At 54.6% G+C, this 22,038-nt stretch carries 14 protein-coding genes; 1 reads left to right on the top strand and 13 read right to left on the bottom strand.

The window, feature by feature from the left end; genetic code table 11:
* Window positions 1–233 precede the first annotated feature (233 nt).
* Entirely contained in the window at window positions 234–3,362 is a 3,129-nt protein-coding gene (locus tag BLQ17_RS16750) for a trypsin-like peptidase domain-containing protein (RefSeq protein ID WP_143005534.1), read from the top strand.
* Window positions 3,363–3,374: 12 nt separating this feature from the next.
* On the opposite strand, the gene BLQ17_RS16745 is transcribed toward BLQ17_RS16750, so the two are convergent.
* From BLQ17_RS16745 to BLQ17_RS16685, 13 genes are all read right to left on the bottom strand, one after another.
* Window positions 3,375–4,862, bottom strand: coding sequence for an MFS transporter (locus BLQ17_RS16745; RefSeq protein WP_245695206.1), 1,488 nt, complete (start codon window positions 4,860–4,862; stop codon window positions 3,375–3,377).
* Between the two features lie 125 nt (window positions 4,863–4,987).
* Window positions 4,988–6,598 (bottom strand): SulP family inorganic anion transporter, encoded by a 1,611-nt coding sequence (locus BLQ17_RS16740; RefSeq protein WP_092224929.1) that lies wholly within the window; start codon window positions 6,596–6,598, stop codon window positions 4,988–4,990.
* A gap of 356 nt (window positions 6,599–6,954) precedes the next feature.
* Window positions 6,955–7,512: a manganese efflux pump MntP gene (locus BLQ17_RS16735; RefSeq protein ID WP_092224927.1), complete on the bottom strand. Its 558-nt coding sequence runs from the start codon at window positions 7,510–7,512 to the stop codon at window positions 6,955–6,957.
* Window positions 7,513–7,738: 226 nt separating this feature from the next.
* Window positions 7,739–9,745, bottom strand: coding sequence for an FAD-dependent oxidoreductase (locus BLQ17_RS16730; protein WP_092224925.1), 2,007 nt, complete (start codon window positions 9,743–9,745; stop codon window positions 7,739–7,741).
* Window positions 9,738–11,045 (bottom strand): glycolate oxidase subunit GlcF, encoded by a 1,308-nt coding sequence (glcF, locus tag BLQ17_RS16725; RefSeq protein WP_092224923.1) that lies wholly within the window; start codon window positions 11,043–11,045, stop codon window positions 9,738–9,740. Before glcF ends, BLQ17_RS16730 begins: the two co-directional genes overlap by 8 nt.
* Window positions 11,039–13,018 (bottom strand): oxidoreductase, encoded by a 1,980-nt coding sequence (locus BLQ17_RS16720; RefSeq protein WP_092224921.1) that lies wholly within the window; start codon window positions 13,016–13,018, stop codon window positions 11,039–11,041. Before BLQ17_RS16720 ends, glcF begins: the two co-directional genes overlap by 7 nt.
* Before the next feature lie 89 nt (window positions 13,019–13,107).
* A complete protein-coding gene (locus BLQ17_RS16715; RefSeq protein WP_092224919.1) occupies window positions 13,108–14,535 on the bottom strand; it encodes a trimethylamine methyltransferase family protein in 1,428 nt (475 codons plus the stop codon).
* A gap of 527 nt (window positions 14,536–15,062) precedes the next feature.
* On the bottom strand, window positions 15,063–16,094 hold the full coding sequence (locus tag BLQ17_RS16710; RefSeq protein ID WP_092224917.1) for a branched-chain amino acid ABC transporter permease: 1,032 nt from the start codon (window positions 16,092–16,094) through the stop codon (window positions 15,063–15,065).
* Between the two features lie 9 nt (window positions 16,095–16,103).
* Window positions 16,104–17,141, bottom strand: a complete 1,038-nt coding sequence (locus BLQ17_RS16705; protein ID WP_176761279.1) for a branched-chain amino acid ABC transporter permease — start codon at window positions 17,139–17,141, stop codon at window positions 16,104–16,106.
* A gap of 16 nt (window positions 17,142–17,157) precedes the next feature.
* On the bottom strand, window positions 17,158–17,865 hold the full coding sequence (locus tag BLQ17_RS16700; RefSeq protein WP_092224913.1) for an ABC transporter ATP-binding protein: 708 nt from the start codon (window positions 17,863–17,865) through the stop codon (window positions 17,158–17,160).
* Between the two features lie 167 nt (window positions 17,866–18,032).
* Entirely contained in the window at window positions 18,033–18,776 is a 744-nt protein-coding gene (locus BLQ17_RS16695; protein ID WP_092224911.1) for an ABC transporter ATP-binding protein, read from the bottom strand.
* A gap of 96 nt (window positions 18,777–18,872) precedes the next feature.
* Entirely contained in the window at window positions 18,873–20,129 is a 1,257-nt protein-coding gene (locus BLQ17_RS16690; protein WP_092224909.1) for an ABC transporter substrate-binding protein, read from the bottom strand.
* 334 nt (window positions 20,130–20,463) lie between these two features.
* Window positions 20,464–21,987: a sigma-54 interaction domain-containing protein gene (locus BLQ17_RS16685; RefSeq protein ID WP_092224907.1), complete on the bottom strand. Its 1,524-nt coding sequence runs from the start codon at window positions 21,985–21,987 to the stop codon at window positions 20,464–20,466.
* Window positions 21,988–22,038: the final 51 nt, after the last annotated feature.

Below are 22,038 nucleotides of genomic sequence, written 5' to 3'. Positions count from 1 at the left end.
CATCCACTATTATCTCATGGCAGCGGGATGTTTTACAAACGATTGCGGGAAAATCTTATACCCTGGCGACCACGGTTTTGCATTTTAACGAGTCTATATTGAATTGTAATGTTGCTGGTAACTGAAAGAACAATTCAGGTATAATAAAACCAGTATCGGAAAACGCTCATATGTGGCAAAGGTGTTCAATATCCGTATATAATTTTCATTTTTCGCTGTTGTAGAGAACAATCATGAAACTGTGCCCGAAATGCGACCAGCCGGTGGCTGAAGAGATTACTACCTGTCCTTCCTGCGGTAGTTCCATCGTTGCAGGCCGGAAATATATCGATGATTACCGCATTGTCGATATCCTTCATGAAGGACATGCCAGTCTTCTGTGCCGGGCAATTCGGGAACGCACCCAGGAGCTGGTGATGATCCGCCTGTTCACGGACCAGGCGGGGGTCGACGCAGAGGTGGCTAACCGGCTGGAAGCTGAGCTGGAGGAGTTGAAAAAGCTGCCGCCGGAAGGATTCGTCAACCACTATGCCATTCGCAAATCATCGGACGGTCTGTGGTACCGAACCAGTGAATGGATCAACTCCGAGAGCTGGGGCTCGCTGCTGGCGTCCGGTCGTCTCTCCAGCCTGGCGACCTGCATAGACCTGTTTCACAGGATGGCAACGATACTTGCCCAGCTTCACCAACAGGGCCACATAATTCCCCACCTGATTTTAAACGATATCATTATCGTCAGGGACGATTCGAAACAACTCAACGTAAAGATCGACTACAAACTGTCGAGATTCTTCGATCCAAAGCTCGACAGGCCGGGACCGATGTTGAAGAAACTGCTGGGCAGTCATCCGGACATTGTCAATCAGCGGCCGTTCGATTTCCAGACCGATATCTGGTCTCTTGGAAAAATATTTGTCGAGCTTTTGACCGCCGATCTGGAGATCGACAACTATCTTGGCAAAATCGATGAACTTGACCTGCCTGGAGAGCTGGAGGTGTTGCTCAAGGTCATGCTCGCCGACGATCCGGATATCCGTCCCCATTCCATGGACGAGGTGGCGGCGTCGCTGGCCCGGATAAAAAAAAGCTGTTCCGATTTGACGCCGGAGGGCGGCCAGGTGGAACCATCGGCACCGGTGCGCTCTATGGTGCGATTGAGCAAAATGGTCAAGCTGCTCGGGCTGGCCGTGGTGCTGCTCTGCGTTTTCGGGGTATTCTCCTGGTATCGGCTTGGGCAGCGGCCGGAGGATACCTCTGTGGTTCTCGAGCAATACGCCAACCGCTATGCGCCGTCTGTGGCTTTCCTGGTTACCGAGTACTGGGTTGAGGTGGATAATATTAGGTATTACTCAAATGTTGCCGAAGGTACGGCGTTTCTCGCGGATGCGGGAGGATATCTCCTCACCGGCCGGCATGTCGTCTGCCCCTGGCTTGAGGACCCGACCTTTTTAGGCGCAGTCGGCCAGCTGCGCCTCCGCGGGATGCAACCGAAGTTCGGCTATCGGATCTTTTTATGGTTCGATGGGCAAAAGGCATTTAACCGCGGGGCGCGAATGCTGGAGAGTCCGGAACTGACGGATATTTTTTCGGTTGAAACAGCATTCAGGACTGATGGCGAGCCGTACCTGTCCATTGCCGGTGTCGCAAAGCCGCCCCTGCAGACCAGGCAGCTGATAACCTCCCCGTTGCGGGATGATTTCGCGGTGCTGAAAATCGACCATGTGCCCGAGGGCCTGCAATCGCTCCCGCTGGCGCCGGATATGGATCCTCAGAAAATTCCGCGGATGTCGCCGGTTATCGCCCTCGGCTTTCCGCTGGGCAGGAGAACCCAGGCGGACATTGTAAATGTCAGTGTTACTGCGGGACACGTCCGACGGACTTTTGAAAACCTGATTCACATCGACGCCTCAATATACGGAGGCAACAGCGGCGGGCCGATTATCGATTCACGGGGATATGTGATCGGCATTGTCGCTGGAGTCGCCATGGACTGGCTACCGGGCGGGAGATCAATTGGCACGCCGATGTGGGATCTGGGTATGGTCATGCCGATCACCAATGCGGTCAGCCTGCTTGGCGAGTTGAAGACCGGCCATGTCAAATGGAACGGCCTTGTCGATTTTTCGGCGCAGAAAAAGGTGTTGGAGATCCGCGAGAAGGCTGAAGAGAGCCAATGGGCCCAGGCCGTGCAGGAAGCCGAGAAAGCGCTGAAGGAAAATATGCAGCCGTCTCTTGTGACCGCCGCCGCCATGATGCATTTCTGTGTCGGCGACTACCGCCAGGCAAAAAAACGTTTTGCCCAGGCCCTGTCCATCGACGGCGAAGATTACCAGGCCCGGCTGATGCTTTACCTGATCGACTGGCTGACCGGAATGACAACTTCTGGACCTCATGGCCGTCATCTGCTCCAGCTCAACTGGCAATCGGCGGCGGAGTTCCAGGGGTATCTCGCAGCGGTACTTAAGGGCGATATCGATGAGCAGACGGCTCTTGAAGGCTGGTATGACGACGATGAAAGGAGTTGGTTACACTACGTGGTTGCCCTGCGCATGGAAAAAAGCGGCAGAATGGCCCAGGCACGGCGGCTGCTCAAGGAGTCGGTGTTGTCGGCCGAGCTTGACAGCTGGGTGCTGTTTCTCGCCAGGGCTCGGTTGTCCCAGCTGCAGAAACTGCAGCGGGCATCTCTGCGGACCAAGGAGCAGTGGGCGTCGTATAACGCCGAACTGGAAGAATTCCGGCTGCAGGTGAAAGAAGATTACAGGACCAAGCAAAAAATAGAGGAACAACTGGAACCTTTTGTCTTAAGCATCGGCGGCGGAGCTGCCGGGCTTGACCAGCGGCTTGCCCTGCTTGAAAAAATGATCAGTTTAATGCCGTCCAACCGATCTCTGCTGGCGGCGTTGGCCTATGCTTACGGCGGCGGCGGGCGATGGGAGAGTGCGCTCGATTATGCCCGTTCGTTTTTGCTGAGTCCCGGGCGGGAAAATGCACGTCGCCTGGGGATGGAACTGCTTGAAGCGGGTATCATGAAAAAGCAGGGCAAGGAAGACGAGGCGCGCCAGTATCTTGAGCGGTATCAGCGACAGACCACGGAGGACTGGTTTATCACCATCGTCGACTGCCTGCTGGGCAAGGAAAGCGAAACCGCCCTGCGCACCATGGCCGGGGAATCTCCGGAAAAATTGCTGACCGCATTCACCTACCTGGGGTTCTGGGAGGAGGGCGGCGGTGAGAGGGACAAGGCGATCAACCATTATAAGGAAGCGCTGGAATCCTTTCTCGATGACTGGTTCGAATACAATTTTGCCCGCGAGCGTATAAAAACCCTCAGAATACCGGTTCCGGAACAGCAGCGCCAGTGAATCATCCTTCGTTTACCTGCCATTGTCGCCGTTTTCCCACGGTTGGTGCAGGACTGCGCCCCTGAACCATGAGAAGTAGACACCTGAAAGGCAAAACAGGGCGGAGATGGTAAATACGGTATGAACGGACTGGAGAAAAAGGTTGTAGTTGTCGGGGGTAATAGCTTCTCTGCCGATCAGAACAGCCAGGACCACAGTGGCTACGGCCATGCTCAACATCTGGCCCAGCAGCCGCATTGTCGCCACCGTTCCGGAGGCAAGGCCGTAATGTCTTTTTTCCACGGCTCCCATTATGGCACTCATGTTCGGGGAACTGAAAAAAGCAAAACCTGTGCCCAGCAGGATCAGGTTGGCGATAATCGCGTAAAGGCTGGTGGCAGGGGAAAGACCGATAAACATCGCCACGCTGACAACGGTAACAATCATTCCCGCCGTGGCAAGCAGGCGCGGTTCCAGCCGATCGGCGATCCGCCCCGCCAGGGGTGACAATATTGCCATCATGATCGGCTGGGCCATCAGCACGCTGCCTGCGGTCTGCGGAGACATCTCCTTGATGTACTGGAGGTAGAGGCTCATCAGGAAGGTCACGGCAAATGTGGCAGAATAGTGGAGCAAGGCGGCCAGGCTTGAGAAGGCGAAAGTCTTGTTTTGGGCAAAGAGCTTGACGTCGAAAACGGGAAAACGAACACGTAGCTGATGCTTTACGAAGATGTACAAGAGGACGATACCGCAGGCCGACAGTGACAGGCCGGCGGGCGAGGGGACCAATGTCGCGCCGTAGACCAGGGCCAGAATGGTGGAAGCGTAGAGTAGACAGCCGACAAGGTCGAGGTGTTGTCCTGGTTCGCCGCGCCATTCACCCCTGAGTTTGCTCAGGGTCAGCAGTAGCGACAGAATACCAAGCGGCAGCAGAATAACGAAGATGGATCTCCAGCCGAAATGCTGGGTAAAAAAGCCGCCGGCAAGGGGACCAACGGATAGACCGATGTAGACGGCGGCGACATAGATGCCGATCACCCGGCCACGGCGGTTGGCGGGAAAAATAGAGGTTAAAATCGCCATCCCGGTGGTGACGAACATTGCCGCCCCGAGTCCCTGGACTATTCTCAGGGTTATGAACAAGGGTGCGGAAGTGGTGAAAACAGCCATGAAGGAACCGGCGGTATAGACAGCCAGGCCGGTGGCAAAAACTTTCTTGCGGCCATGGATGTCGGCTATTTTCCCCGCCGGCACAAGTCCGATAGCCACCGCCAGGAGGTAGGCGGTGGCTATCCAGCTCAGTTGCACGGCGTTCATCTGCAGATCGCTCTGGATAGCCGGCAGTGCAACGTTTACCGAGGAAATCGTGAAGGGACCCAAAAACGAAGTGAGGGTGGCCACGATAAGGGCGGAACGTTCCAGGGAAGAACCGGTAGTCTGCTGCATATGTTGCATGGCGAGGAAGTGGACGAGTTTTTGAATGTAAAAAGTCCTGTAGATCGAATCGACAAGGTCATACACCAGGATAGTACTGTGTAACGTACCCTATTGCCAGTGATTTGGCGATTTTTCACTTTTCATCCGCGAGCATGCGCGTCAGGTCTGTGCGCAGGATCTGTGTTTGCGAAAAAACACATATCCTGCGTTTATCCTTCCAGATATTCCCAGGCCAGGTGCAGGGCACTGTTGTAATCGGTATGGAGTCCGTCCAGGCCGAGCAGGTTTCCATACCCCATCTTTATCATCTGCTGGCGCATCCCGTTTTCCTCAAGGACAACTACTATCGGCTTAATGTGCTCATTGATGAGCCTGTCGATCATCTCACTCAGGGCGTAATAGCCCGACAGATCCATGAACGGCACGTCCTGGCAGTTGATGATGACCACCTTGGTGCCTATCAGTTTGCTGATGTGTTCCTGCATCTTTACGGTGGTGCCGAAAAAGAACGGTCCGGAAACGGAGAGGGTTCTTATGCCGTATCCCGTTTCGTCCTGGAGGCTTTTTTCCAGGTCCCGGTGCCACTCCCCGCTTGGCACGCCTTCAATGTTAATCTGCGACTGTTTGGTGATGCGGTAGGTGATCAGCAGCGATGCCAGGGTCACGCCGACACCGACGGCGACGATGAGATCGACAAAAACGGTGATGCCGAACACGGCTACCATGACGGCGAGATCAAGCCGGGGGACGCGCCGTACCATGCGGAGCAACCGGTAGTCGAGGATATCTATGCCGACCTTCATCAATATTCCGGCCAGTACCGGCAGCGGTATCAAGGCTGCGTAGTGTCCAAGGCCCAGCAGGATTGTCATCAGAAACAGCGAGTGAACGATACCTGATAGCCGCGTTGTCCCCCCGGCCTTGATATTTACCACTGTTCGCATAGTCGCCCCGGCACCTGGCAGACCGCCGAACAGGGACGCCGCCATATTTCCGACCCCCTGGCCGATCAGTTCACGGTTTGAATTGTGCTGGGTTTTCGTCATGGAGTCTGCCACCACGGAGGTCAGCAGCGAGTCGATCATACCTAAAACGGCCAACGCCAGCGCCAGTGAAAGAATTTTCGGCAACAGGGCGATGGGAAAAAGCGGCAAATTCAGGTGGGGTATTCCCGTTGGAATTTCACCTATCACTGCCACCGGCATATGGAACATGATCGACAGGGCGGTCCCGGCAAGCAGCGCCAGCAGGGGCGAGGGGATGGTTTTTGAAATCCTCGACGGGGTAAGAAAGACGATGGCCATGGTGACAATGGAAAGCATCAGGCTGCTGATGTTTACATGTGCCAGCGCCTGCGGGAGATTCTGCAGAGCCGCAAGCGGTGAACTGACGCCAGCCGCGCCCAGCAGCGGGTGTAACTGTATCAGGATGATAATGACCCCTATGCCGCTCATAAAGCCGGAAATTACCGGGTAGGGGATGTACCGTACAAAGGTGCCAGCCTTGAAATAGCCGAAAAGTATCTGCAGTAACCCCGCGAAAAATACGATGGCGAGAATGGCGGAGGGGTTGTCCGGAAATGTTGCGATTGCGGCTGCAACAATTACCGTCATAGGACCGGTCGGCCCGGAAATCTGCGTGGGAGTTCCGCCAAGCAGTGCAGCGAAAAAACCAAGAGCTATTGCTCCGTACAGTCCTGCAACGGCACCGAATCCGCTTGCGACGCCAAATGCCAGTGCCAGAGGAAGAGCCACTATCCCGGCGGTCAGTCCGCCGAAAATGTCTCCCCTGAGGCTATTGAGAGAATAATTTTCTTTCATATCCGTAACTCGTCTTTGAAGTGCCCATGTTACGGGCGGTTAGATGTAAAAATACGCCACGAAAAAACAACTACGAGAAAAGAAAACTCAATGGATAGACAGCTGGAGGTCTATGGAGGAGTGAAGAAAAGAGGTACTCATTTTCTTTTTGCCTGATCAGAGGCGAGCACACTACTACCGTCGTCGTAATTTTTCAATTGATTTTTATCAGGAAGGGCGATTTTACAACCATTTCCTGGCCATTTGTTGACTAACACGCCTGAGATACTGGAAAACCCGGGCGGTGTGGAATCGTTGTCGGGTCTGGAGGTGACAGAGAGGTGACGAGCACCTTGCAGGGTAATTGAAAACACCTGTTACAGGGACTGCAAAAGGATTTTTACCCCAATGGTGATCAATACGAGTCCGCCTGCCACCTCCACCCTTTCTCCCCACATGGAGCCTATTTTACGGCCGGTGAGCATGCCGATAACGGTAAGTGACGCGGTGATCACGCCGATAACGAGCGCAGGCGTCCATATATCCACTCCGAGCATCGACAAGGAAAAGCCGACCGCCAGGGCGTCGATTGATGTGGCAACGGAGAGCAGAACCATGGTGAACCCCCGGGTAGGATCCCGGCGCTCACCATCTTCTGCAAGGTCGGTCAGTGCCTCATATATCATTTTCCCGCCAATCAGGATCAGAAGCGAAAAAGCAATCCACGGAGCGTATACCGTGACAAATTTTTTCAAACCGATTCCGGCAAGCCAGCCTATAACGGGCATGATTCCCTGAAACAGGCCGAAATGGAAACCGAGACGAAACAGTTGTCTTCCCGTTACCGGGTTTAAAAGGGTGCCTGCCCCCAAGGCCACGGCGAAAGCGTCCATGGCGAGGGCTACGGCGATTCCGACAAGGGTGAAAAAATCCATTGTGAAAAATGTTTGATATTTTTGGAAAACGAAAAAACGAAAAAATGGGCGATGAATGGCTGTACACCATTAAAGCCGTCGATGTTGTACAGCCATATACCACAAGTTGCGAAAAATGCCAGCGGTAAGGTGGCGTCCTTAAACTGGAAAATTGCTGTAACAGGAGAGGGCCGCCGACCTTTTCGTTTTGCGGGACAGTCGGCGGCTTTTTGGGAAAATTTTCTTATTAGAGTTTCAGACCGATCTGTCGTCCCTCATAGATAGCCATGCTCAGCCGTCTTGGCGCGACGCAGTCTCCTGCGCTGTGGAAAACCGCCCGGGACGCTCGCAGACCGTTTGCCAGATTGTCTTCGGCCTTATTTGCCGTTGCCAAAACCAGCGCGTCGAAGTTTTCCTGCCACTGGCGACTGCGGTCGGTTGAACCCAGGGTTGCGCAGTCCTTCTCCCATTTCAGCAGCAGGGTGGAGGTCCTGGATTCAATACCGAGCTTTCTGTATTCTTTACGCAGCAGGCCGTCGGTATAGCAGGCCACAAGTTCCTGTCCCACCACCGGCTCGGAACATACAACCGTCACGCGGTGGCCGCGCTGGCCAAGATAGAGAGCCGTACCGCTTGCGGGCCACCATCCCCGGAGGTCGTCAAGGAGCAGTATCCTGAGGTTGCGGCCTTGTTTTTCCAGTTCTTCAGCGCCGGTGAGAATCTGGTTGATTGAATAGACGTTTTGCAGTTCGCTTCCGGGCAGACGTTTCAGTTCGGGCATGGCCCGCTGGAAGCCGTCCATGGCCGGCCTGGATCCGGTGGCAACGACAATTTCATCGGCACCGAAAGCGAGGATGTCGTCCACGTCGAATTCAACCCCGAGCCGAAGGTCGACCTTGAGCCGTTCCAGCTGCCGGAGATAGTACCAGTAAATGACGTGACCGATCTCGCCCCGCATCGGCTGTGATCCGGCCAGGCGGAACTGTCCTCCGATCCGTTGTTCCTTCTCGACCAGTGTTACCCGATGCCCCCTTTCCGCAGCCACGCGGGCCGCTTCAAGCCCGGCGGGGCCGCCGCCGACGACCAGGATTTTCTTGGAATTCTCGGCTATTGGGATAACTTCGCCCTCGCCTTCAAACTCCCGGCCGACCGATGGGTTTACCAGGCAGGAGATCCAGAAATCATGATGGCGCCTGCCCCAGCAGTGCTGGTTGCATGAAATGCAGGGACGAATCTCGTCTATTCGGTCTTCCACGGTTTTTCTGGCCAGGTGCGGGTCGGCTATCTGGGCGCGAACCAGGCTCACCATGTCGGCCTGGCCGCTGGCGATAACCTGCTCCCCGCGAATCGGCGTTTTTATGCGGCTTTCCGCCTGCACCAGGGCATGGGTGACGTGCTGCTTGATTGTCTGCGCAAGCGGCGGCCCCTGCATATCTCCGTGAAGAAAACTGGGGATCAGCAGGGAAAAATCAAAATATCCGCCGGTACCTACGGTAACATAGTCCATCAGCCGGCGCTGGTCATGGTAGCTGACAATTTTGCAGATCGCCTTATTGTCGAGTCCTTCGGGCATAAGGTCGTCGCCGCTTACCAGCAGGCCGATTATGAAGTCGTCGCCGATAGTCTCCCGAATGCGGAGCATGATCTGTTCGGAAAATCGCATCCTGTTCTCGAAACTGCCTCCCCACCGATCCTGTCGGGTATTGTTGAGAGGCGACCAGAACTGTTCGATCAGCGCGTTGTAGCCTCCGAACAGCTCGATGCCGTCAAACCCGGCCTCAAAGGCTCTGCGTGCGGCCTGCACGTAACTGTCGATCAGGATTTCAATCTCCTTTTCGCTCACCGCTTTCGACCCGTCCCCATCGTGGTAGGAGGGGAATCCCCCCGGAGACCAGTTGGGTGACCATGAGTTGGCCACGTCGCCGTGACCGCCGACATGGTAGAGTTGGTGGATCATGACGGTGCCGTGGGTGTGGCAACTGTCGGTAAGCTTACGAAACGCAGATATGATTGAATCGTCTTCGTGGCGAAAATTGCCCCTGGTGAGGATTCCGGTGGCATGAACGGGCACCGGTTCGACCACGATCATGGCGGCGCCGCCTTTGGCCCGCTCCTCGTAATATCCGAGATGGCGCTTGGTCGGCAAACCCTGTTCGGAGTGGTTGGTTGTGTGGGCACCGATGGTTATTCTATGCTTTAGTGTCTTATGCCGCAGCTTGAGCGGCTGCAGTAAATGTCTGAAGTCGTTATTCACGGTTTATACTCCCCAGGGTTGAAAGGACTTCGGGCCGCGGACCGCCGGTGGCCCAGTCCAGCAGTTCTACGGTGTGGACCATCGGAATTTCCAAGGCTTCCAGAAGCTGGACGATGCAGCCTATATTACCGCCGGCGACCACGTCCGGATCGATTTCTCGTATGCGGCGGACCTTGCGCTTTTTAAGCTTGTTTGCCGTTTCCGCCTGAAAAATATTGTAGGTGCCTGCGGACCCGCAGCAGAGGTACCCTTCGGGAACATTGAGCACGGTGAAACCGGCTTTGGCCAACAGCTCTTTTGGTTCTCGGGTCACCTGCTGTCCATGTTGCATCGAACAGGCGGAATGGTAAGCGACTCGCAGCGGTGGAACGGGTTGCACCTTGAGGTCGACCTCCGCTAAAAATTCAGTAATATCCTTGGCAATAGCGGCTACTTTAGCAGCTTTTTCCCGCCAGTTCTGGTCGTTGCGCAGGATGTGGCCGTAGTCCTTGACGGTGGTGCCGCATCCTGACGCGTTGATAATGATGGCGTCGAGCCCGCCCTGCTCCATCTCCTTGTACCAGGCGGCGACGTTGAGCCTTGCCTGCGCCCGCGCTTTTTCCTCTTTTCCCAGATGGTCGTATAGTGCGCCGCAGCATTCGCTCTTGTGGGCGATGACTACCTCGCAGTGGTGGCGGTTGAGCAGCCTGATGGTGGCGTCGTTTATTGACGGGCTCAATACCTGCTGTGCACATCCCGCCAGCATGGAAACCCTGTATTTTCTTGTACCTGCTGCGGCAAACACCTGGTATCTGATCCCGGCGGTGAGCTTGGTCGGGCTGTCGGGGACGAGGTCGAGCATTGGCCGGAGTGTTTGCGGCAGAATACCCTTCACCGGCTTGATCAGGCGCGCAGCCTTGAGGCCGGCGGAAAAAAGCGAGGGGCTGGGAATCATCTTCAGCACCGCCTCCCGCTGCAGCCGCTCTTGCCAGGGTCTCTGGTATTGCTGGTCGATGCGGTGTCTCACCCAATCCATCAGGTTTTTATACCCTACGCCGGATGGGCAGGTGGTGGTGCATGAAAAACAGGAAAGGCATCGCTCAAGGTAATACACCTGTTTTTCGGTCGGCGCCTGGCCTGATTCGAGGATTTGCCGCATTATCTTGTTTCTGCCCCGCGGACTGTCGTGCTCGTCGTTGCTGAGCAGATAGGTGGGGCAGGTTGACGTGCACATCCCACAGGTGGTGCAGTGGCGTAATGATTCTATTGTTTCAGCGTTTTCTTCAGGCCGGAAATTTTCTGCCTGCAACTTGGTCAGCATTTGTCATCTCCACAATGTATTGCCATGATTGCTTTGCGCCCTTCGTAAATTGCCATGTGGCCCTTTCTCGCTCCCTGGCAGTCTCCCGCCAGCGAGTAGGAGAGGGGTGTTTCTGCCACCTGGTTTTCCAGTTCCTGGTTGGCACTGTTGGTGGTCGCCAGAACCAGAAAGTCAAACCGGCTGCTGTGAGGAGCCGAGGAGGCGCTGTCTCCATACTCGGCCACGCCGTTGTTCCAGCTTAAAAGCAGGGTCTCGGTCAAGAGGGTTACGCCGAGATTTGTGAGTTTTGCCGGCAGCCATTCGTGGTCTTTGAGCGACAGGGTCTCCGGTGACGGAATCGCGTGGCGGGTGATAAAAGTCACCTCATGACCGAGGTTTGCAAGAAACAGGGCGGTGCCGATTCCCTGGCGAAACCCTATGTCGTCCAGGACCAGCACCCGCGCGTTGGTTGTCTTGTCAAGGGGCGTAATTCCGCTTAAGACATCCTCCACCGGGTATACATTTTCCGAATGGACCCCGGGCAGCACCGATCTGTTCGGCAGGGGGCGCTGGAATCCTGTTTTGGTCGGTCCGGCGCCGGTGGCGATGATCAGGTGATCGAAATCGCTTGCCTGCAGTTTGTCGCGGTTTATTTCCGTTCCTGTTAGCGGAACTATACCGAGCAGCTGAAACTGGTATCGGTACCAGTCAAGCAGCTTCTGGTACGCTGATCTTTTCGGCAGCAACCCAGCCAGCCGCCATTGCCCGCCGAGTTCTTCTCCCCGTTCCGCCAGGATCACATGGTGGCCTGCTTCGGCCGCACTGCGAGCGGCCTCCATCCCGGCAAGACCGCCTCCGGCAACCAGTATCTTCAGGGGGGCTTTTGCCTGCGGCACCGTTTCAGGAAATCGGAGTTCGCGGCCGGCGGAAGGGTTGGCGAGGCAGGCGACCGTGTAATCGCGGGCCCTGCGTCCGATACACCCCTGGTTGCAGCCGACGCAGGGGCGGATCGATTGGCGGTCGCCGCTGCGATATTTTTCCATGAGCGAGGGGTCGGCAATCAGCGCACGGGTCATGCCGACAAAGTCTGCACCTCCACGGTGCAGGATATGTTCGGCTCTTTCTGGGGTGGTGACGTTTCCGGCAACGCGCAGACAGCCGTTGGCTATACGGTTACGATACCGGGCGATACGGTCAAGCTGCCGGTCGAGGTTTTCCGGCAAATCGTCGTCGATGGAAAAACTGAAATAATCGATGCATCCCAGCGCGTCATGGTAGGATACTATGGCCTCGAGCTCTTCATCGGACAGACTGGTGGGGTAACCGTCACAGGAAGTCATGACCAGGCCGATAATAAATTTTTCTCCGACGGTTTTCCTGATTCTCTCCACCACCTCTGTGGAAAAAGTCATACGCTTTTCAAAGGTTCCTCCCCAACGGTCATCGCGGGGGTTGGTCAGAGGCGACCAGAACTGCTCAAACAGCATATTGGCCCCGGCGACGATCTCGATTCCGTCAAAGCCTGCTTCTTGAGCGTTAAGCGCATGGGTGACAAAGCTCTCGATGAGAATGTCGATCTCCTCTCCGGACATCTTGTGGCTGGTATCCTGATCGTGAAGAGAAGGAGCGCCTCCCGGCGACCAGGACGGGTGAAACGATGTCTTGGCAAACCCGTGAGCCCCTGCATGATAAAGCTGCTGGACAGCCTTGACATTGTGGCTCTGGCACGCCTTGGTGAGAGCCGTGAAACTTTGTGTGGTCTCAGCGTTCAGGGTCAACTTGGTCCTGAGGGTGTCGCTTGAAGGATGGACGGGAAGCGGGTCGTTCACCAGCATCCCAATGTTTCCTGACAGTCGCTGCCGGAAATAAGCGAGGTGGCGATCGCTGAGAAAGGGGCCGTCGGAGAGATTGGTCACATGGCCCGAAAAGCAGAGGCGGTTGGGTAACTGCAGGTTGCCGCTTGAAAGCGGCGCAGTGAGATCCGGACTAGTCATATTGTCGATACCTCGATTGATACATCATGGTTTTGCGGGAAAACCGACAACGCCGATTTTCCGCGGTCTGTTAAACAGTAGCCGTATCGTCAAGCACTCTTGCGCTGTTTTACGTATTCGGTAAGCTTTTTCTCAATCTGCGGATCGATCTCCGGTCTGCGATATTGTTCAAGTCTCTGTTTTACCTTATCCCGGGCGGTTTCATCGATCCGGTGTGAGCCTTTGGCCTTCCATGTGTCATGGATGTCGTGACTAAACAACTCCTGCTGGTGATATTCCGACCGGCACAGCTTGAACGTTTTCGGGTGGGAGAGATACTGACCGCCTATGCCGATCTCGGCTATGGTCTGGGTGTCAAGATTTTCCTCGTTTATCTCAACGGGCGCAACAAGTTTGCGGAGCATGCCGCAGAACTCTTCATCAAGGAGGAATTTTTCAAAGCTTACCGACAAATGCCCCGCCATCTGTCCGCAGCTGTGGAGGATGAAGTTTACCCCGTTTCTGACTGCGGTGATCAGGTGCATTGCGCTTTCGTAGCTTGCCTGGGCGTCAGGTACATAAGCATCGCACAGCCCGCCGCCGCTGCGGCAGGGCAACTTGTAAAAGCGTGCCATCTGCGCGGTAAGAGATACCAGTTGAGCCTGCTCGGTAACACCCACCAGCGCGGCCCCTGTTTTAAAGTTGGTCACGGTGGAGGTTGAGCCATAGATCACCGGGGTGCCCGGATTGACCAGCTGCGCCAGTGCGATGCCTGCAAGCACTTCGGCATTTATCAGGGTCATTATTCCGGGCAGTCGGACCGGGCCAGACGTTCCGCCGATCACCATGTTGGCGATTACCGCCGGTTGACCGAAAGCTGCAAGTTCCATGAGGGCTCCCGCCATCTCTTCTGAATATTGCAGTGGAGACAAGGAGTTGATCAGGGAGACCGAACATGGTTTTTCGACCAGTTGCTCTTTGTTGCCCCGGCAGAAGGCGATGGCGAGCATTTCCGTGAGATCATTGGCAATAGCGCGGTTTGTCTGGCACCCCATAAAGGGTTTGTCGCAAAGCAGCAGATTGGCCAAGACCATATCGAGCCCCGCTGTTGCGGCTGGGGTGTCGGAGGGCTCGACCATGAGATAACCGTTCATGTCCACATACTTGGAGCTCTGCACGAGTTTACAGAAATCCTCATAGTCCGACAGGGTGCCGGGCCGCTGGGAGCCATCGGGTAGAGCGATGAAAGGTGCCCCGTAAGCGGGAACAAAGACGAAATCGTCATCGCCGATTTCCACATTGTTTACCGGATTTCTTGCGTGAAGCGTGAACCGCGATGGGGCGCTTGCAAGACATTTCTCTATTTGCGATTCGGAGAAAAAAACGGTCGCGCCGTCAACCTTGAAACCGTTTTTCCTGAAGGTTTCCAGGGCGAGTTGTTCCTGAAATGCGACGCCGGTATTCTGAAGAATCTCAAGCGATGCGTCGTGGATTTTTTCAAGCGCCCCGGTGGTTAAAGTCTGCATTCGATCATACATCGGTTTTTCCTGGTATTGGTTGAAATTACAGGTTGAGTGGCACGGACGGTCGGAGCAGACGTTTTCTTTGCGAGAAGAGAATGGATAACTACCAGTTGGTCTCAACTCCTGATCATCCTGGGTAAAACGCCTGTGCACTGCTCCTGAATATGCAACGGGCGTGCCATTGTCCGGGAAAAAGAAGTTCTGGTAATGTGCTGAAAATATAATAAAAAAGAAACAGCTTCGTGTTTCTGTGGCGGGACGACGACAGCAACGGTAAAAAAATTTTTTTACTGGAAAATATTTTTTAAAAACACAAAATAATTTTTGCTTTTTAAGGGTGGCGGCAGCAACAGCCTGGGGGGCGGGTCCATAGGAAAAACCCTCTGGGGTGCGCCGGAGATCTCTGGTTCCTGGCAATAAAAAAAAAGGCGACTGTCCATTTGTTGTCAAAAATCACCGGATAATTATCACCTTTTGAACATCATAAAACCCTGAAGGGGGCAACTGCTTTTGCCCCCTTCAGGGTACGGTTCACCAGCTCGTTATTTGGTGTCGGCGGCCACGCCGTTGAACAGGTAGGATGCCATTTTGTTTCCCGTCTGCCGGAAATAGGTGTTGAAAAATTGGGCAAAACCGCCCGGATAGTAGATCATTACCATGATCAGGAGCAGACCGTACAGCACCAGGTTGATGCCTGGCAGATCCGACAGCGACGAACGGATCAGCTCCATCGCAAATATAAACGGAAAAGCAATGGCGGCGCCGCCCCACAGGCTTCCCCTGCCGCCAATATACGCTACGGCGAGCACTTCAACCGTTTTCGAAGTGTGCATGATGTCGGGGGTCAGGATACCGTAGTAGTGTGCATAGAAGCCGCCGAGCACCCCTCCGATCGCGCAGGAGAGAACGAAGTTGCTCACGCGGTAGAAAACCGGGTCTATCCCCGATGTTCGTGCAGCCTCCATGTTTTGCCCGATGGCCATGAAGGCTACCCCCATGTGGGTCCGGGTTACCCATTTACATGTTATGTAAATAATGACCATCATCGCCAGCAGCAGGTAGTAAAAAGGCACGTTTGACGGCGTGTCGAAGAGACGGTCGACTCTCATGCCCATCGGTCCTCTGGTAAGCCAAACCAGTTTGGTGGCAAGCCCCATAAGCGCCAACCCGAAGAACCAGGCAAGGCAGGCGGCGAATATGCCGCGAAGGCGCAGGGTAATCATACCGATCATAAGGCCCATTCCGGCAGCTGCCAGCCCTCCCGCTAGCATTCCCAGCCATGGCGACAACCCGAGACGTTCAACCAGGATTGCCGAGGTGTAGGCGCCAAGCCCCATAATGGCGCAGTAACCGAAGTTGACGATGTTGATCAACCCGGCGGTGAAGTCGAAAGCGATCGCCATGGACGCAATAAAAGCTGCGCTGATCAGCCACCGGATCAGATACTCCTGGTTAAATGGTGGAACCATGGGGAGGATGGCAAGGACCAGCAGTGACAGCAACCCCAGCGGGGTGAAACATGTGAGGTCAAGCAACTTGTCAAATGGATTTAATGTCTGCGTAGAGTTGTTCATGATCCCCCCTTACTTGTCGAGAACACCGCGCACTTCGGAGCCGAATATGCCACTTGGTTTAAAGATCAAAATGAGAATTATCAGGATTGAAGGTACCACAAAGTCCCAGCCGGAGCCGATATACTCGATCGTCAGCACCTTCAAAAGCGCCACCATGAAAGAACACATCACCGCGCCGAGCACGTTGCCAAGGCCGGCGAGAATCACCACGAACCAGGCCATGTAGAGTGGCTCAAGCCCGATGGACGGATAGGACGGGTACATGAAAAGCAGGCCGGCCCCGGCAATGGCGGCAAGCGCACAGGAAAGCGACATGGTCAGCATCAGGATGCCGTTGAGGCCTATGCCCACGATGAGTGCTCCGGTTTCGTCCTGGGATACGGCGCGGATGGCGCGTCCGGTACGGGTATAGGTCATGAAAAACCAGAACAGAGCGACTACCACGGCGGCAACTATCAGGGCAAAGACCCGGTCCCTGGAGATGTAAACATCCATTATGGCAAGGGAAGGGCCGCTGTAGTAGCCGACGATCCCCTTGAAGTCGGCACCGAAGAACAGCTGGTGACCGTTGACGAGAACCACCGAGAGTCCGACGGTCAGTAAAAATGCATTCATTACCCAGTTTTCCCGGCTTCTTTTCCTGAGTTGTCTGAAAATCAGCAGTTCCGTTATTACGCCGGCAACAGCGCCAATGATCATGGCGGCGACAATCGTGAGCATCGGCCCCCAGAAAACAAGGGAACTTTCCGGGTGGCTGCCAACATATGCGCTGATAGCATTGAAGACATAGTAGCCCACAAGAGTACCGATCATGAAGAATTCGCCGTGGGCGAACATGGGAATGTTGAGCACCCCGAGGGTGAGGGCAAGCCCCATGGAAACCAGGGCAAGCATGCCTCCGGTGACAATGGTGTTGACCAGCAAATAGCCGCCCCTGTCGATGGTGGCGGCCAGAGCGACGACAATGGTGATGATGATTGATATGCCCGCAAGGGAATTGAACTTCCGGACCTGTTCCCAAAAACTTTTCTGTATCATTTGAAACATAAAATTTCCTCTCCAGTTATACGCCCAAAAAGACCTTGCGAACATGAGGGTTATCAGCCAGGTCGCTACTTTTGCCCGATAACTCTATACTGCCGTTTTCCAGGACATACCCACGGTCGGTGACTTCCAGGGTCTTGGTCACATTTTGCTCGACAAGCATAATGGTGAGCCCCTTTTTCACCAGGACGTCCAGGGACTGGAACACATTTTCGGTAAGCTGTGGTGCCAGCCCGAAAGAGGGTTCGTCAACGAGCAGCAGTTGCGGATTAGCCATGAGCCCACGACCGATTGCAAGCATTTTACGTTCGCCGCCGCTCATGGTGCCGGCCAGTTGACCGCTTCTTTCGGCAAGACGTGGGAACAGGTCGTAGACAAACTCGAGCTGTTTCTTCTTGGCTTTTTTGTCTCTGATGATATAGGCGCCCATTGCCAGATTTTCTTCCACCGACATGTTGACAAAGAGGTTCATGTCTTCCGATACCAGAGAAATACCCTTACGGGTTACTTTGTTGCCCGGCAGGCCGCCTATGGGTTCACCGTCGAACAGGATTTCCCCGCTGGTGGGTGATAGCAGGCCGGCAATGGTCTTCAGCGTAGTGCTTTTGCCGGCACCGTTGGGACCAACCAGGCATACGTATTCCCCGGTGTCCACGTTCAGGGACACGTCACGCAGAATCTGCAGGTAACCGTAGCCGGCATTGAGTTTTTTTACTTCCAGTAGCATTGCGTCTGTCTCCCTTTGATAAGTGCTCACCGTTGTTGCAGCCGATTGGAGTAGTGTCATCCCGCCGGTCGTGAATTTTTCCCCGGCTTATCCGGGCAGGGCTGGCTCACGATCAGTTTCGATTTCCGGGGGCCTGACAACGGTCCGGGTAAAAAGCGCACCTGTGGTCAGGCGGCGGCTGCCTCTGTGTTGCCCGATCCGCCCAGATACGCTTTGGTCACCTTGGGGTCGTTGGCCACCTCTTCAGTGGTTCCCTCAGCGATCTTGGTGCCGAACTGGATGCATACGAGCCTGTTGCAAAGGTTCATGATAAGCTGCATGATGTGCTCGATCATCAGGATGGTAACCCCGTGATCCCTGATTTTGAGAATCAGCTCCATCATGTCTTTGAGTTCGCCTTCGCTCAGTCCCGACGCCAGCTCATCGAGAAATAGCAGCTTGGGATTGCTGGCAAGCGCCCTGGCCAGATCCAGCCGCTTCAGCTGCACGGTGTTGAGCTGTTCGCTGACCGTGTCTTCGTGGATAGGGAAGTCGACAAATTCGAGCATCTTGCGGCTGTGGGCCGCATGGTCCTTGATGACGCCCGGCCTGTTGCCGAAAATGGCTGCGGTCATCACGTTCTGCAGCACGGTCATCTTCGGAAATGGTATAGGAATTTGAAAGGTGCGCGACAGTCCCTTGCGGCACATCTTTTCCGGGGTGAGTCCGGTGGTCTTTTGCCCGAAGGTGATAACCTCTCCCGAGGTGGGCGGGTTCAGCCCGGCAATGGCATTGACCAGCGTGGTTTTTCCGGCTCCGTTGGGGCCGATCAGGCCGACGATGTCCCCTTCGTTGATATGCATCGAAACGGCATTGACTGCGGTCAGGCCGCCGAACCTTTTCGTTAACTCCTTGGTTTCCAGTACAATCATTGAGTATTACCTGTTCCCTGTTTGCGGAGTTCTGTTGTAACCGGGGCATGTTGTTCGTGCCCCGGTAGAAATTGACGCCGTTATTGTTTCGCTAAGTTACGGGGCCATAAACTCGGCCTCGGCCCAGTCTTCAGGATATACGATGGAGCCTTTGCCGGTTTTGTACTGAATAACCGGGAAAAAGTAGCCGTCTCGTGCAACGACCGGGTCCGGCATGGTGTCACCGTTGTAGCGGTATTCGTTCATGATGATGGCGCCGTCAGCTTTGCTGTAGGTCAGCTTGCCGGTGTTCACTTCCTCAACCATCACCTTGTGGATGGTCGTTTTGTCAAGCTCGCCGTATTTTTCCAGGGTACGCTTGAGGATCTTGACAAAAAACCTTGAGCCGTCGTAGGAAAGCCCACCTGCCGAGGGGCTCGGCTTCATGTCGAAACGCTTTTCAAACTCCACCGCCCAATCTTTCGCCGCCTGGGTGGTCAGCTGAGGAATCATGTCGAGAACGCCGTCTGACGCTGCGCCGGCCATTTTATACCATTCTCCCGACCAGCCAAGGCCGTCGATGATGATCAAAGACTTCATGCCAACTTCACGGATCTGCTTGATAAAAGCGGTGGTGACCGGTGCGGCGGTGCTGGTGCTGAAGATGACGGCGACGTCTTTTTTCTTGTATTTGCCGAGCATCGGGTAAAAATCTGTCTGGGTGATGGGGAAATAATCCTTGCCGGCTATCTCCCATCCTCTTTTTTCAAATTCGGCGGCAACGGAATCGCCAGCACTGTGTCCCCAGTCCGTGTCTTCACAGGCGATGGCGATCACTTTCTTGGCGGGCTTGAACTTGCCGCTGGCAATTGCGTTGTCGATGGTTTCGGCGTAACCGGCCATCAGTTTGCCCGGAATCGGCCAGCCTTTGCCGCCCCAGAAACTGTATTTTTCCGGGTCCGCCTGCCATTTCTGGTTTACCACCTCGGTGGCACCGAACCCGAACATGTGCGGTACCTGGTACTGGGCTGCAACATCCATGGCGGCAACGGCGGTGGAGCTGTGCCAGTTGAGGACTCCGGCCTGGATGCCGATTCTCTCACACGCTTCGGCATAGGCGCTTACCACTTTCGCCGGGTCGCTCTGGCTGTCCACCCATACCGGCTCGAGTGTGTAGTCTCCCACCTTGTTGCCAGCCTGCTCAAAAGCCATGGTCACCGCCCCTTTGAACTCGGCGCCGCTTTTTGCCGAAGGACCGGTAAAGGGACCGATGATGCCAACCTTCAATGTTTTTTCAGCAGCTGCGGGGCCGGCAAGCATCGCCAGGGCAATACAGGTTGATGCAACACTTAGGAAAAACTTGTTTCTGATCATAGTCTCCTCCGTTGGGGGTTGGTGTTTGTGACGTTCTGATGCAGGTTCAATAACCAGGGAAAGCCTCTTTTTCCCTGTTGCTGTAATCTTTTATTGCAAAATGTGTGCCTGGAGTGCCGCTAGCCTTGTCTCCGTGAAGTGCCTGGTATAATTGACCGTTATTGCAGGCAGTATCCTGACTTGTTATCCTGCAATGAATTTTTCAGGTAGATTCTGCTGTTCAGATCAGCGTCCGCCGGCGACAATTAATTTTCGAAAAAGAAAGCGGGTTTTCTTTTTCGAAAATTAATTGTCGGGTGATTTCGTCTGCTGCGCCAGGGGTAGCAAGTTATTTTTACAGCACAAAGTCATTCCTGCAGATGTTGTGCTTTTTCATCTTGTAGTTAAAGAGCTGTCGGGAAATCCCGATGGCTTTTGCCGCCTTGGTGACATGTCCCTGGTACGCTGCAAGGGCTTCGGTCAGGACGATTTTTTCATGATCGGCCTGGAGGTCCGGCAATCCTTTGCGGTTGTTTCTTCCTAGAACCTTATCATGGGACCGCAGCCTGGAAAAATGTTTTTCCAGATTTTTTAAAGGATAGCTGCTGGCCGCCGCCTTCAGTTCCGGTGAAGATCCAGATGAAGTTCCGTCCTGCTGCAAGAAAGCGGTGACATGGGATTGCAGGTGCCGCTGCGTCAGGGTTGGACTGGAACCGACAAGATTTATCGCTCCCTCAATGACGTGTTCGAGTTCGCGAACATTACCTGGCCAGTCATAGCCGGACAGCAGGCTGGACAGGTTGGTGGAAACATCAGTCACCTTGCGGTTGAGTGCTATGCTGTGTTTCTCGAGAAAATGATGCACCAGCAGACTGATGTCGTCTTTGCGTTTTCTCAGCGGCGGGATGGAAATAAGCACCACCCCGAGGCGGTAGAAGAGATCGGGACGCAGTCTTTTGGCAGTGATTGCTTTGCGCGGGTCCTGATTAATGCTGCTGATGATTTTTACATCAATTCTGGCTTCTTCAAGGGATCCGAGCCGGCGTACCTTCTGTTCCTGGATGACCCGTAAAATCTTGGCCTGAAGACTGATGGGCATGGAGTTGAGTTCATCGAGAAAAAGAGTGCCGCCGTTTGACCGCTCAAAAAGTCCCATCCTTTCGCAAGACCCGGTGAAAGCGCCGCGGACGGTCCCGAAAAGCAACCCTTCCAGGAGATTTTCAGGAATGGCCGCACAGTTAATGGCGGTGTAGTGTTTGTCCTTGCGCTTGCTCCTGTTATGGATGGCCTGGGCGAAAAGCTCCTTTCCGGTTCCGGTCTCTCCATATAGCATAACCGGGGAAGGGGTGTTGGCAGCCATTTTGGCGCAGGTGACCGCCTTGATAAAGTCGCTGTTGCCGCCGATGATCGAAGCGAAGTCGAAACGGGTTTCGTTGGCTCTCATCTGTTTGTGCCTGGGTATTGAAACTGATGAGATCGTCTCTTTCAGGATGTTGTATTCCCGTACCATACAGATGGCGCCCTGCAGTCTCTTCTGCCTGAAAAGGGGGAAAACGGTGTGGATGGTATTGGCTACCTTGCCCCGAACGGTGCGGTAAAGCATCGATCGGTCGATAATGGGCGACTGGCTTGCAAGACACTGCATGATCATGCTGTTTTCGGCTTCAAGGTCATATATGTCGACGACTTTTTTCCCCACAACCTCGGCGGGGGCGAGCTCGTCGATCAGGGCCATCGCCGGGTTGTAGTAGATGATGATGCCGCTGTGGTCGGCAATGAGGATACCCTCGCTGAAACCATTGAACAGCGGCAGGAAATCTTCATACCCTATATCCAGTATTTGCGCTGGAAATTGAGGGTCGGTTTGTTGTGGGATCATCTGTTACCTCTCGCCATCGTGGTTGTCTCATCGGCACTATCCGGTTTCTGA

The sequence above is a fragment of the Desulforhopalus singaporensis genome, from assembly GCF_900104445.1.
Classification (GTDB): domain Bacteria; phylum Desulfobacterota; class Desulfobulbia; order Desulfobulbales; family Desulfocapsaceae; genus Desulforhopalus_A; species Desulforhopalus_A singaporensis.
The sequence above is the reverse complement of the archived record's forward strand: the minus strand, read 5'-3'. Positions and strand labels throughout refer to the sequence as shown.

Bases quoted from the DNA above. Each gene is read 5' to 3' on its own strand.
- BLQ17_RS16750 (WP_143005534.1), top strand. From the start codon at position 234: ATGAAACTGTGCCCGAAATGCGACCAGCCGGTGGCTGAAGAGATTACT.
- BLQ17_RS16740 (WP_092224929.1), bottom strand. From the start codon at position 6,598: ATGAAAGAAAATTATTCTCTCAATAGCCTCAGGGGAGACATTTTCGGC.
- BLQ17_RS16735 (WP_092224927.1), bottom strand. From the start codon at position 7,512: ATGGATTTTTTCACCCTTGTCGGAATCGCCGTAGCCCTCGCCATGGAC.
- glcF (WP_092224923.1), bottom strand. From the start codon at position 11,045: ATGCTGACCAAGTTGCAGGCAGAAAATTTCCGGCCTGAAGAAAACGCT.
- BLQ17_RS16720 (WP_092224921.1), bottom strand. From the start codon at position 13,018: ATGACTAGTCCGGATCTCACTGCGCCGCTTTCAAGCGGCAACCTGCAG.
- BLQ17_RS16715 (WP_092224919.1), bottom strand. From the start codon at position 14,535: ATGTATGATCGAATGCAGACTTTAACCACCGGGGCGCTTGAAAAAATC.
- BLQ17_RS16710 (WP_092224917.1), bottom strand. From the start codon at position 16,094: ATGAACAACTCTACGCAGACATTAAATCCATTTGACAAGTTGCTTGAC.
- BLQ17_RS16705 (WP_176761279.1), bottom strand. From the start codon at position 17,141: ATGTTTCAAATGATACAGAAAAGTTTTTGGGAACAGGTCCGGAAGTTC.
- BLQ17_RS16700 (WP_092224913.1), bottom strand. From the start codon at position 17,865: ATGCTACTGGAAGTAAAAAAACTCAATGCCGGCTACGGTTACCTGCAG.
- BLQ17_RS16695 (WP_092224911.1), bottom strand. From the start codon at position 18,776: ATGATTGTACTGGAAACCAAGGAGTTAACGAAAAGGTTCGGCGGCCTG.
- BLQ17_RS16690 (WP_092224909.1), bottom strand. From the start codon at position 20,129: ATGATCAGAAACAAGTTTTTCCTAAGTGTTGCATCAACCTGTATTGCC.
- BLQ17_RS16685 (WP_092224907.1), bottom strand. From the start codon at position 21,987: ATGATCCCACAACAAACCGACCCTCAATTTCCAGCGCAAATACTGGAT.